Source organism: Pseudaminobacter soli (ex Zhang et al. 2022), from assembly GCF_014595955.1.
Classification (GTDB): Bacteria; Pseudomonadota; Alphaproteobacteria; order Rhizobiales; family Rhizobiaceae; genus Kumtagia; species Kumtagia pseudosoli.
Map to the genome: position 1 here is coordinate 60,217 of NZ_JABVCF010000020.1, position 12,617 is coordinate 72,833.

Sequence of the window (12,617 nt, forward strand, 5' to 3'; positions counted from 1 at the left end):
TCTGCGCTACGGTCTTATTGTCGTCCGCCTGCCGCCGCCGACGCCAAACGGAGCTACCGCCCGCCGCCTTGCTGGCGCGGTACTTAGCGGTCCTTTCCGTGAGCGCGTTAGAAAGCATTGTGGGCGTAGCGGATCCTCTTGAACCAAGGCCCGAGTAACCGGACCAGCTTGTTTGCTCATGTCGAGCCGGCGGAAACTGATTCCGCCGTTTTGCGAACGCACCGGATGGCGGCGAGCCGTCTGACCCGGGACGAATTCTTCTGCGGACACGCCTGCACGGACGGGGCTAACAGCCGCATTTGCTTCCAGCCTGATGCGCTCCAACGAGCGGCACCGGTCGCCGGGCATGGCAGTGTACCGACATCGCTTTTATGATTTGGCCGACTTTATGGCAACCCCGCATTGCGATTGCCCGCCGTTGAATATGGGATCGCAGTGGGCGGATCGCAAAGGTTGGTTAACCTTATCTGCATACCAGTCGTTAAGTGAGCCACGCATGCCCCCTGGGGCCGCAGATCATCACGCGCGGTTCGGGCAGGTTTTTCATGCGTAGCGCCCAAGAATGTCTTCGTTGCACAAAAGCATATTCGGCATTTTTCGCCGTAATCGTCACGGTTTTGGCAGCGACGGTCAGTTTTGTCTCCGGCGCATCTGCCCAAAATCTTACGGCGCGCGACTTCACGATGGCGGGCGACGCAACCCGCATGCGCGTCGTGATCCATTTTGACGCAGAGCCCGATCTACACTGGATGCTGCTGCGCGGGCCGCACCAGCTGGTTGTAGAGTTGCCCGAGACGCGCTTCGTGTTCGAGCCAGAAGCACTGAAGCCGCTCGGCCTGGTCAAGGATGTCCGCTATGGCGCCGCCGGCGAGGGTAGGGCGCGCGTGATCCTCGCCACCAAGGGACCGTTTACCGTCGAGGACGCCCAGGTCCTTCCGGACGAGCATGGGCAAGGCTATCGGCTGGCGCTCGACATCGCCGCCGCCAGCGACCAGCAGTTCGAGGCGGCGCTTGCCGATCAGGCGGCGACAACCGGCTCGACGGCCGCCGCGGCCAAAGAGGGAAGGGTGGCAGCGGATTCGGCGCATACGGCTAAACCGTTTACCGTGGTCATCGACCCCGGTCACGGCGGCATCGACGGTGGCGCCGAAGGCGTGAACGGTACGGTCGAGAAGCAGATCACGCTGGCGTTCGCTCTGGAGCTTGCCGCCAAGCTTCGCCAGGAGAACCGATACGAGGTTCATCTGACCCGCACCAGCGACGAATTCCTGCGCCTGGACGACCGCGTGCGCATTGCCCGCCAGCGCGGCGCGGACCTCTTCATATCGATCCACGCCGACACGATCCGGCTGAAGGGGATCCGGGGCGCGACTGTCTATACGGTCTCGGACAAGGCCTCGGACGCAGAGGCGCAAGCACTCGCCGACCGAGAAAACCTGTCCGACCAACTCGCCAGCATGCCGGTCGAGGAAGAGAATCAGGAGGTCGTGGACATCCTGGTCGACCTGATCCGCCGCGAGACTCACGGATTCTCAATCCGATTCGCCAAGACCCTGGTCGGCGAACTCTCCGACAGCGTGGGCGTGATCAACAATCCTCATCGTTTCGCCGGCTTCAAGGTGCTGAAGGCACCCGACATCCCTTCAGTGCTGGTCGAACTCGGCTATCTCTCCAATCCCAAGGACGAGGCGCAGTTGCGCGATCCCGAATGGCGCGGCAAGGCCATTTCCTCGATCGCCGACGCGATTGCCAAGTTCGCCGCCGCCAAACAGGCAGGCGGGTGAATCTAATGGACCGTAACGAAACGTTCGTTGCGGCGGAGCCGCATAACAGGATATTCCGGGGACGGTCGCAAATTGCACGCGTCGTCTGCCCCATTTTGTCCACATGGCGGCGACAAGGGTATGTCACGCCAGGGTAGGCCGGTTTGCTTTGCCGATGCCCCGGGGGACCAACCTAACGGCCGAACCTAGTTCTGGAGAGGAAATGATTCGTCTCATCGGCTATTTCTTTGGCGTGGGCACCATGCTCGCGCTGCTCGTGGCGGGCGGCGTGGCGATGTATATTGCCCATCTGGCCAAGGACTTGCCGGATTATGAGGTGCTCGCCAATTACGAGCCCCCCGTCACCACCCGCGTCCATGCTGTGGACGGCTCGCTCATGGGCGAGTTCGCGCGTGAGCGGCGATTGTACCTGCCGATCCAGGCGGTGCCTGACCGCGTCAAGGCGGCCTTCCTTTCGGCCGAGGACAAGAATTTCTACAAACATCCCGGCATCGACGTGACCGGGTTGTTCCGGGCGGTCGTCACCAATGTCCGCAACGCCGGTTCCGGCCGTCGCCCGGTCGGCGCCTCGACCATAACCCAGCAGGTGGCGAAGAATTTCCTGCTCAACGCCAGCCAGACCTACGACCGCAAGGTCCGCGAAATGCTGCTATCATTCCGGATCGAGCAGGCTTATTCCAAGGATCGCATCCTCGAGCTTTATCTCAACGAGATTTTCTTCGGGCTTGGCGCCTATGGCATAGCCGGCGCTGCGCTGACCTATTTCGACAAGTCGGTCAACGAACTCACCGTGGCCGAAGCCGCCTACCTTGCGGCGCTTCCGAAGGGTCCGTCCAACTATCATCCCTTCCGATACGCCGACCGCGCGATCGAGCGCCGCAACTGGGTGATCGACCAGATGGTCGAGAACGGCTACGTCTCGCGCGAGGAAGGTGTGAAGGCCAAGGGCGAGCCGCTTGGCGTCACGCCGCGCCGCAATGGCGGATACGTGTTCGCGAGCGAGTATTTCACCGAAGAGGTGCGCCGCGAGATCATCGCCCGCTATGGCGAGACCGCGCTGTACGAAGGCGGCCTCTCGGTACGGACTACGCTCGACCCGAGAATGCAGCGCATCGCGCGTCGGGCGATGCAGAATGGTCTTCTGAAGTACGATCGTCTGCGCGGCTATCGCGGTCCCTATAAGCACATCGATATGGCCGGCGACTGGGGCGTACCGCTGGGCGAAATAAAGAAGCTTGACGACGTGCCCGAGTGGAAGCTCGCTGTCGTGATCGATGCGGACAAGTCGGGGCTGACCATCGGCCTGCAACCGAAGCGCGAGGTGTCCGGCAAACTCTCCGAGGAGCGCATCACCAGCACCGTCTCCAAGGAGGACATGAGCTTCGCAATGCGTCATGTCGTCGACGGCAAGCGCGTCAAGGCGGATTCGCCGGCCGATGTGCTCAAGCCGGGCGATGTGATCTTCGTCGAGGAGAAGACAAGCAAGGACGGCTACATGCTGCGCCAGGTGCCGGAGGTCTCAGGCGGCCTTGTCGCGATGGACCCGCATACCGGCCGCGTCCTGGCTATGGTCGGCGGCTTCTCCTACTCCGAGTCCGAGTTCAATCGCGCTACCCAGGCCCAGCGACAGCCGGGTTCGTCTTTCAAGCCGATCGTCTATGCGGCCGCGCTCGACAATGGCTACACGCCGGCTTCGGTGATCATGGACGGGCCGGTCACCATCCATATCGGCAACCAGACCTGGACGCCGAAAAACTACGACGGCAAGGCGGCCGGTCCATCCACGCTGCGGCAGGGCATCGAGCGCTCGCGCAACCTGATGACCGTGCGCCTCGCCAATGACATGGGCATGAAACTCGTCGCCGAATATGCCGAGCGGTTCGGCGTCTATGACAAGATGCCGCCGCACATCGCCATGTCGCTTGGATCGGGCGAGACGACCGTGATGCGCATGGTCTCCGCCTATTCGGTGATGGCCAACGGCGGCAGACAGATCAAGCCGTCGCTCGTCGACCGCATCCAGGACCGCTACGGCAAGACCGTGTTCAAGCACGACGAGCGAGGTTGCGAGGGCTGCGTTGCCGAGGAATGGGCAGAACAGCAGGAGCCCGAACTCATCGACAATGCCGAGCAGGTGCTCGACCCGATGACCGCCTACCAGATCACCTCCATGATGGAGGGTGTGGTGCAGCGCGGTACGGCTGTCACGCTCTCCGAGTTGGGACGGCCGATTGCCGGCAAGACCGGCACCACCAATGACGAGAAGGACGCTTGGTTCATGGGCTACACCCCCAATCTGGTGGTCGGTCTCTACATGGGCTTCGACAAGCCGCAGTCGCTCGGCAAGGGCGCAACGGGCGGCGGCCTCGCGGCGCCGATCTTCAAGGAGTTTATGGCTGAGGCGCTTAAGGACCAGCCGGTTGTCGATTTCCACGTACCTGACGGCATGAAGCTCATCGCCATCAACCGCAAGACGGGCATGCAGGCCGCCGAGGGCGAGGGCGGCACGATTATCGAGGCCTTCAAGCCCGGCACTGGGCCGGCCGACAGCTATTGGGTCATCGGCATGGACGACGGGGGCATCTCGGCAGAGGAGCTTTCGCCCCAGGCCAGCAAGGCGATCAGCGAGGGCGGCGGCGGTCTGTATTGATCCGCCTCTCTCAGGACCTAGATAGCTTTACAGAGCAGCGGCACCTGAATATGGTCCGCGCCCCACTGATAATCTCCGCAGATCGGAAGGATCGCTTACTGCCATGCGTGCAGAGACCGAGAAGCTTGTCGACGAAATCAAGCAGGCCATAAGCCTGCTGAGGAGGCATCTTTGACTGGGATGCAGCCCTAAAGAGACTGGACTACCTTAACAGCCGCGCCGAAGACGCGAGCCTCTGGAACGACCCCCAGGAAGCGCAGAAACTGATGCGCGAGCGCCAGAGCCTGGACGATGGAATCAGATCCATCCGGCGGCTCTCGCAGGCGCTCGAGGACAATGTCGGCCTCATCGAACTCGGCGAAGAAGAAGGCGACGAGAGCATCGTTTCCGAGGCGGAGACGGCCATCCGGTCGCTCTCCGGCGAGATCAAGGCGCGTCAGATCGAGACTCTGCTCTCGGGCGAGGCCGACGCCAACGACACCTATCTTGAAGTGCATGCCGGAGCGGGCGGTACCGAGAGCCAGGACTGGGCCTCTATGCTCTTGCGCATGTATTCGCGCTGGGCCGAGCGCCGCGGCTTCAAGATCGAGGTGCTCGAAATGCACGACGGCGAAGAGGCGGGCATCAAGTCGGCGACCGTGCTGATCAAGGGTCACAACGCCTATGGCTGGATGAAGACCGAATCGGGCGTGCATCGCCTGGTGCGCATCTCGCCCTACGACAGCAATGCGCGCCGTCACACCTCGTTCGCCAGCGTCTGGGTCTATCCGGTCATCGATGATACGATCGACATAGCGATTCCCGAGTCAGATGTGCGCATCGACACCTATCGTTCCTCGGGCGCCGGCGGCCAGCACGTGAATACGACCGACTCGGCCGTGCGCATCACCCATATCCCGACGGGCATCGCCGTCGCCTGCCAGGCCGAGCGCTCGCAGCACAAGAACCGCGCCAAGGCGTGGGACATGCTGCGCTCCCGACTTTATGAGGAGGAGCTCAAGAAGCGCGAGGCGGAGGCGAACGCCACTGAGGCGGCCAAAACCGACATCGGCTGGGGGCACCAGATCCGTTCCTACGTGCTGCAGCCGTATCAATTGGTGAAGGATCTTCGCACCGGCGTGGAGAGCACCAGCCCCTCGGACGTGCTGGATGGCGACCTCGATGACTTCATGGAAGCGTCGCTCTCGCATCGCATCGACGGCGGCGCCGGGGAAACCGTCGCCGACATCGACTGAGTTCGCCGTTTCGCGAACATTTGAAGCGCTGCAGAGTTCGGCTCCGGCGCTTCAGCCTATCCTTACCGAAAGGTATGAAACCTTCTTCAACGTTGTGAGTTAACGTAGCCGGCGTGCGTTTGCCGGTTCGGGTGCGCAGAAAATCTGCTTTGTGATCCGGTGCAGCACAGTTTTCGCACCGATCATCGCTGGTTCTAGCCTGCGCGGGTTAGGGGAGAAGAGTGAGAGGGCCTTGCGGCGTAATGGCGCCGAACGGGGCCTCGGGAGGACACATTCCGGGACGGGCAAGCTCTGCGCTTGATGACCTCGTTTCACAGGAATGAGCCACATGCACTCTGAAACTGCTCTCCGCCAAAAAGGCCATACGCGTTCCCCCCGCGTCCTGCGCCTTGTCGCTGTCTGGGTCCTGTCCTGCTCCGGAGTTGCTGCCACTGCCACTTCGGCCGTCGCTCATGATGCTCTGCCGACCGCTGCCCAGCCGAACGGATGGAAGTACCCGTTCTCCTGCTGTGCGGGGTTCGATTGCCGAGCTGTGCCTCAGACCGCAGTCCGGGAGCGTCCGGAGGGCTATGTCATCCAAAGGACCGGCGAGGTCCTGGGATATCGGGATGCGCGGCTGAGGGATTCTCCGGACGGAGAGTTTCACTGGTGCTCGGTTGCCGGCTCTGACAGCGGTCGGACGGTGTGCCTGTTTGTGCCGCCGCGTTCGTTCTGACCCGCAAGAATAGTTCCAAGCAAAGCCGCTTACCCATGATCGCCGCTCGCCGGCGGCGGTCACTCAGGGCACGACTTCGGCTGTCCCCTGGCCGAAGCCGATCGGCCAAGTTCTGTCTCGTGGCAGGTGTCCCGAGAATTCCATGTTGATGAACGAGGGCGAGGGGGGCCTCGATCCGGTTTTTGCCGTAATCTAAGCTAGAAACCGTCGCGAAGGGATTCGCGCGCACGATTTTGGGCTGCGCAAGTGAGGGGGTTCTGAATGAGGACGAAGGTCGTCGCCGTGGTTGCTGCCGCGGCTTTTCTGGGGGCCTGCACCACAGATCCGTATACGGGCGAGCAGAAGATCTCCAACACCGCTGGTGGAGTTGCGCTCGGCGCAGGTCTTGGCGCGCTGGCTGGCATGGCTGTCGGCGGCAGTAAGGTCGCGCAGCGAAATGCCGTTCTGATCGGCGCTGGCGTCGGAGCGCTCGCGGGCGGCGCGATCGGCGCGACGATGGACAAGAACGAGGCCGAGCTTCGCGCTCAGCTTCAGGGTACCGGCGTCAGCGTCACGCGCGTCGGCGACCAAATCATCCTCAACATGCCGTCCGACATCACCTTCGGGGTCGACCAGGATGCGATCAGGTCGGACTTCTACCCGGTGCTCAATTCCGTGGCGCTGGTCCTGAAGCGCTATCGGCAGACTCTGGTGGATGTCTACGGACACACCGATTCGACGGGCAGCGACAGCCACAATTTCGACCTGTCGCAGCGGCGTGCGCTGTCGGTGGCGAACTACCTCAACGCCCAGGGTGTCGATCAGCGCCGCTTCGCGGTCACTGGCTTCGGCGAGACCAGGCCCGTCGCCTCGAACGCGAGCGACGCCGGCAGGGCGCAGAACCGTCGAGTCGAAATCCAGCTCTCGCCTCTGACGCAATAAGAGTAAGCTTCGCTTTCGGGGCAAAGTAGCTCTTACTGTAGGCTGAGGCGCCGAGTGCGCCTCAGCCTAGGCGCGGCGTGAACCGGACGGTAGTCCCCTCCCAGGGCAGGAACACTGCAGTCGACTGCCAGCCGCCGTCCAGGATTTCGGCCTGATTTACGGTGGTATATTCCTGAGTGATGGTCGCGGCGAGTACTTCGACACGAAGTGCGTCAGCGATTGCCTGACACAACACGCGGCCCGAAAGCCCGCCGGACTTGCCGGCCGCAGCCGCATCGCAGACCCAGAGTTCGGCCTGTGCCTGCTTGGCGAATTTTCCGCGCAGCGCACTCAGACCCGAAGCATTCGAAGCCGAGATGTCCTGAGCGCCTATGACGATGCCCGTCGTCACTTGGACTACCCCCGCTCCTTCGGCTGCATTCACCACGCGGCCATGACCGAAGATGATCAGCCGGTGGAGCTTGCCCATCGCCTCGGCAGCATCGGCCATCGCTCCGAAGTAGACTGCGGGCGAGGATGCTTCCCATATGGGCAGCAGCCGATACGGCTCAGGATAGCTGTTGGCGCGGAACTCGTCGGAACTCGGGGTATTGCGGATTGGGCCTTGCGCCACACGCGCGCGGGGAAATGCGTCGTCGTAGACATGCAGCGTGCCGGCCATCTCGGTGCCTCATCGACGCCCCAAGCGATGGTAACACTCAAAAGGCCGGGCAGAAAGCTCGGCCATGGGATGGAGTGTGAGCGTCGGTAGCTGGGCGCCTCAGACCTTCCCGGCGATCATCATGAAGGCGGGCATGTCGTTGCCGAAGCCGATGACGGGATGATCGTCCTCGTCGCGACGGTGGCGACGCTGTTCCTGCCCGTTCGCCGGGCGGCCTTTGCGGGCGCCGTTCTCGCTGCGGATTGCGTCGCGACGGCTCGCCCGCTCTTCCGAATCCGGCTGAATGACCGTTTCAAGTTCTTGATCGGGCTGTGCGCTTGCAGTGGGGCGACGGGACTGGCGCGAGTCGGATCGCGCGCCCCGCTCGCGGCCTCGCTGCGCGCCCCTGCCGCGACGCGGTGCCTCGTCCGTCTCCTCGGCGGGCGGAAGGCTGGAAAGGTCGCCGTCGTGCCACTCGATCTTCTGGCCGATCAGCTTCTCGATGGCGTCCAGCGCCTTGAGATCCGATTTTGTGACGATGGTGAAGGACTTTCCGGAGCGCCCGGCGCGGCCCGTGCGACCGATGCGGTGTACGTAGTCCTCGGCGTGGATAGGCACGTCGAAGTTGAAGACGTGGCTGACGTCCGGAATATCCAGGCCGCGGGCCGCAACATCCGAAGCGACCAGGAGCTTCAGCCTGCCGTCGCGGAAATTGCTCAGCATGGTCATGCGCGCGCGCTGGTCCATGTCGCCGTGCAGCGCGCCGGCATCGAACTCGTATTTGGTGAGCGAGCGGAACAGTTCCGATACATCCACCTTGCGGTTGCAGAAGATGATCGCGTTCTTGAGCTCGTCGCCCTCCGCCTTGATCAGGTCGCGCAGGACGGCGCGCTTGTCCCAGGGCTTCGATCCCGACTTCACGATCCGCTGCGTGATGCTGGTGTTCGTGCTTGCCGCCTTTGAGACCTCGATGCGGACCGGTCCCTGAAGGAATTTTTCCGTCAGCTTGGTGATCTCCGGCGGCATCGTTGCCGAGAAGAACAGCGTCTGGCGGGTGAACGGGATCATCTCGCAGATGCGTTCGATATCCGGGATGAAGCCCATGTCGAGCATGCGGTCCGCCTCGTCGATGACGAGGATCTCGACGCCGTTGAGCAGCAGCTTGCCGCGTTCGCGATGGTCGAGGAGGCGACCGGGCGTGGCGATCAGCACGTCCGCTCCGCGCTCCAGCTTCTTGTCCTGCTCGTCGAACGACACGCCGCCGATAAGCAGTGCGATGTTGAGGCGATGGTTCTTGCCGTACTTGATGAAGTTTTCCTCGACCTGGGCGGCAAGTTCGCGCGTCGGCTCGAGGATGAGGGTGCGCGGCATGCGAGCTCGTGCGCGGCCCTTTTCCAGACGGGTCAGCATCGGCAGGACGAAGGAGGCCGTCTTGCCCGTCCCGGTCTGCGCGATGCCCAGCACATCCTTGCCTTCGAGGGCGTGGGGGATGGCGCCGGCCTGGATCGGCGTCGGCTCAGTGTAGCCGGCATCGCTAACGGCCGATAGAACCTTGGAGGACAAGCCCAGCTTGTCGAAAGTCAACGCTTCAGAAGCGGTAGTGATGTCAGAGGACAATGGATTGGCTGCTTTGGCTTCTTGATAGTGCGGTATGCGACCGCAACGAGCGATCCCGCATTCGGGATCAAGAGGGGCGATAAGAGCAAGTGCCCAATTTGTCAATATTTTCAGGCTGTTTTTGCCTGCTTTCGCCAGTCTGCTATATAAGGAGCTTGTTCCGGCCGTGCAACACGCTCAATAACGAAATTGTTCAACCAAGATTCGCTCGTCCCAGCTATGTCCGGCATCGAACAATAGTGTCGCCGTAAGTGTCTGTGATTCCTGCACTGTGACGCAGGTCACCGACTTGATCTCCGTGTGATCGGCGACGGCGTTCACCGGCCTCTTCTCCTCCTCGAGAATGTCGAAGCGCACGGTCGAGCGGTTCGACAGCAGTGCGCCGCGCCAGCGGCGCGGCCTGAAGGGGCTGACGGGCGTGAGTGCCAGAAGCGGTGCATCGAGTGGCAGGATCGGCCCATGCGCCGAAAGATTGTAGGCTGTCGAGCCGGCAGGGGTGGCCACCATGAGGCCGTCGCAGATGAGTTCGTCCAGCCGCACCTTGCCATCGACGGTAATCCGGACCTTTGCGGCCTGATAGGACTGGCGGAAGAGCGAGACTTCGTTGATGGCCAGCGCCTTTGCTGTCGTCCCGTCGGCGGATACGGCTTGCATTTCGAGCGGCCGGATCGTCTCGGCGTCGGCTTCGGCGATCCGCTCGGCCAGGCCGTCGAGACGGTATTCGTTCATCAGGAAGCCGATGGTCCCCCTGTTCATCCCGTAGACTTGCTGGCCGGTGCCCATTGTCTCGCGCAGCGTCTGAAGGAGGAAACCGTCGCCACCCAAGGCCACGATCACGTCGGCGCCATCCACGGGCGCCTGCCCATAGGTGCGCGTCAGTTCGGCGGCGGCCAGTTCGGCCTCTGCGGTCCCGGAGGAGACGAAGGCAAAGCTCCTTCGGGTACTCTTATCGTGCACGTCGAGGTTCCCGGCGTAGGCGTCGTCAGCGGGTTAGCATGCTCGTTCCCGGCTGAAAAGCCGCAGGCTATACCACGACGAAGTCGGCGTTCGTGATGTTCAGCCCTGCAGCCAGGTCGGCGAATAAAACTCGGCCGCCTGCCCCTGTGCCGTCCGCATCGTAGTAGAGCCTGCCTGTGTCGGTCTCGTAGATGATCCGGTCGGAGGCATCGTGTGCGAGGCCTGTAGCATTCTTCCAAAAGGCCGACGCCGCGACTGTCCCAGTCTGGGTCAGCGCCTTGAAGACGGCATTTTCCAGCAGGATGCGGTCGTCGTTGCCGGTAACGTTCGAGAAGTCGGTGATTATATCGACATTCGTCTTGGAATTGAGGGTCGTGTTGAACAGGAAGCTGTCGTTGCCAGCCCTGCCTGTCAGCGTGTCGTTGCCGAGGCCGCCGTTCAGGGTGTTGCTGCCGTCATTGCCGGTTATCTTCTGGGCGAATTCGTTGCCGGTCAGCTTGATGGCGGTCTTGCCGGTGCTGGCTGTCGTGGACAGGACCTCCACCTGGACGCCGCTGCCGAGGGCGTAGCTGACCGCCGCCGCCACCCAGTCGCTGGTTCCCTGGTTCGCGCCCTCCTGGACGACATCGCCAGAGTTTCGCACATAGTAGGTGTCGTTGCCTTCGAGCCCGCGCAGGATGTCGCGGCCACCGCCGCCGTCGAGCTTGTTGGCGCCGGCATTGCCCGTGATCGTCTGGGCATACTCGTTGCCGGTGAGGTTGATCGCTGCGGTGCCGGTGCTTGAGGTGGTCGCCAACTGCTCGACCTCTACCCCGGCAGCAAGCTTGTAGCTGACGGAACTGAAGATCCTGTCGTTGGTGCCTTGACCTGACGCTTCCTGGACCACGTCGCCGGCGTTGTCGACATAATAGGTGTCGTTGCCGCTGCCGCCGCGCATGGTGTCCGCGCCGGCGCGGCCGTCGATCGTATTCGCAGCGCTGTTTCCGATGATCACATCTGCACCGGAGCCGCCGATCGCCTTCTCGATGACGGTGCCGCGGGCGATCGCCAGATTGGACTTGCCGCCGAGCACATTCGAGAACGTCTCCGCCCCGAGATTGATGGTCTGCGAACCGGCATAGCCGCGCAAGTCCAGCGTATCGGTGCCGCCGTCGTCATAGAGCATCATGAACATGCTGGCGCCGAGCTTGACGGCGGCATCCAGGGCCGCGTTGCCGGTATTCGAGTTGAACCCGTAGGTCGTGTTGCCGGTGCGCGTGCTGGAATGATCGCCGTAGAGGTTCTGTATGGCGATCACGTCGGCGATCGACATCGTCTGCATATGGCGGAAGGAGGCGTTGACGAAGGTGTTGGGATTGTCCCAGATGTCGTCGTTCCGCGCATTCATGTAGGACATGATGGAATAGGCGACAGAATCGTTCAGGTAGTAGTTGTCCACCCCGTATTCGGCGTCGCCGTTGTAGTTGCCGCCATGTCCCAGGCCGAGCGCGTGCCCAATCTCATGGATGTACGTCTCGTAAGCATAGCAGCCGAATTGGGTGCCAACCGCGGGTTTGTCCAGCCATCCCTTCGTGACAACCACGTTCGCGGACGTGATGACGGACCCTGACGTGCTGGTATAGGCGTAGGCCGATAGAAGCTCCCCGTCGGGATCGACGTCGTCGAACGTGATCTCTGCCGCGCCGGTGATTTCCTTGAACTTGATCCCGGTGACGTCCGACCAGGCCTGCAGCGCCTGGCGGCAGAGCAGCTTTCCCGTCGCGTCCAGTCCGGTGATGTTGACCGTCAGTGTGCCATCCGTACCGACGTTGAAGGCGGCCGGCCCGCTGTACAGTTCGTTGTAATTGTTGGTCAGCTGCCAGGCGATTTCATCGCTCGTGAACACCATGCCCTTCGGGTTGGCTTTGACGGCGGTGAGGAGGAAGTCGCCAGCGGAATGCCCGAAATATGAGCCGGCGCTCAGATAATGTGTCCCGGTGGTTGTCGCCGTGAACACAATCCGCGAGTCGCCGTAATATGCGTGTGAATCGGCGTGCAATTTTGACCCCTTAGCAGGGAGGATCGGCGTCCAAAATTGACCCCCCTCATTCAGTCGATC

Annotated in this window: 9 protein-coding genes; 5 read left to right on the forward strand and 4 right to left on the reverse strand. The window is 62.4% G+C overall.

The window, feature by feature from the left end; all coding sequences use genetic code 11:
* The first annotated feature begins 545 nt into the window (after positions 1 to 545).
* The 5 genes from HUI96_RS26585 to HUI96_RS26600 all read left to right on the forward strand — a co-directional run bounded on the left by HUI96_RS26585 (position 546) and on the right by HUI96_RS26600 (position 7,305).
* Complete coding sequence (locus tag HUI96_RS26585) at positions 546 to 1,784, forward strand: N-acetylmuramoyl-L-alanine amidase (RefSeq protein ID WP_188257724.1); 1,239 nt, start codon at positions 546 to 548, stop codon at positions 1,782 to 1,784.
* 202 nt (positions 1,785 to 1,986) lie between these two features.
* Complete coding sequence (locus tag HUI96_RS26590; protein ID WP_188257725.1) at positions 1,987 to 4,434, forward strand: penicillin-binding protein 1A; 2,448 nt, start codon at positions 1,987 to 1,989, stop codon at positions 4,432 to 4,434.
* A 103-nt stretch (positions 4,435 to 4,537) separates the two neighbouring features.
* A protein-coding gene (gene prfB, locus HUI96_RS26595) for a peptide chain release factor 2 (RefSeq protein ID WP_188257726.1) occupies positions 4,538 to 5,669 on the forward strand; the annotation gives its coding sequence in 2 pieces (ribosomal slippage) (positions 4,538 to 4,603 and positions 4,605 to 5,669; 1,131 coding nt in all).
* 328 nt (positions 5,670 to 5,997) lie between these two features.
* Positions 5,998 to 6,384, forward strand: a complete 387-nt coding sequence (locus tag HUI96_RS29690) for a hypothetical protein (protein ID WP_425299309.1) — start codon at positions 5,998 to 6,000, stop codon at positions 6,382 to 6,384.
* A gap of 261 nt (positions 6,385 to 6,645) precedes the next feature.
* Complete coding sequence (locus HUI96_RS26600; RefSeq protein ID WP_188257727.1) at positions 6,646 to 7,305, forward strand: OmpA family protein; 660 nt, start codon at positions 6,646 to 6,648, stop codon at positions 7,303 to 7,305.
* A 61-nt stretch (positions 7,306 to 7,366) separates the two neighbouring features.
* Here the strand turns inward: HUI96_RS26600 and HUI96_RS26605 are convergent, their stop codons facing one another.
* From HUI96_RS26605 to HUI96_RS30160, 4 genes are all read right to left on the reverse strand, one after another.
* Positions 7,367 to 7,966 carry a hypothetical protein gene (locus tag HUI96_RS26605; RefSeq protein ID WP_188257728.1) on the reverse strand — a complete coding sequence of 200 codons (600 nt, stop codon included), beginning with the start codon at positions 7,964 to 7,966 and terminating at the stop codon, positions 7,367 to 7,369.
* A gap of 99 nt (positions 7,967 to 8,065) precedes the next feature.
* Positions 8,066 to 9,562: a DEAD/DEAH box helicase gene (locus HUI96_RS26610; protein WP_188257729.1), complete on the reverse strand. Its 1,497-nt coding sequence runs from the start codon at positions 9,560 to 9,562 to the stop codon at positions 8,066 to 8,068.
* A 177-nt stretch (positions 9,563 to 9,739) separates the two neighbouring features.
* The gene (locus HUI96_RS26615) at positions 9,740 to 10,519 is read right to left on the reverse strand and encodes an NAD kinase (RefSeq protein ID WP_188257730.1); all 780 of its coding nucleotides are present in this window, start codon (positions 10,517 to 10,519) and stop codon (positions 9,740 to 9,742) included.
* A 67-nt stretch (positions 10,520 to 10,586) separates the two neighbouring features.
* The gene (locus tag HUI96_RS30160) at positions 10,587 to 12,515 is read right to left on the reverse strand and encodes a M10 family metallopeptidase C-terminal domain-containing protein (RefSeq protein WP_188257731.1); all 1,929 of its coding nucleotides are present in this window, start codon (positions 12,513 to 12,515) and stop codon (positions 10,587 to 10,589) included.
* Positions 12,516 to 12,617: the final 102 nt, after the last annotated feature.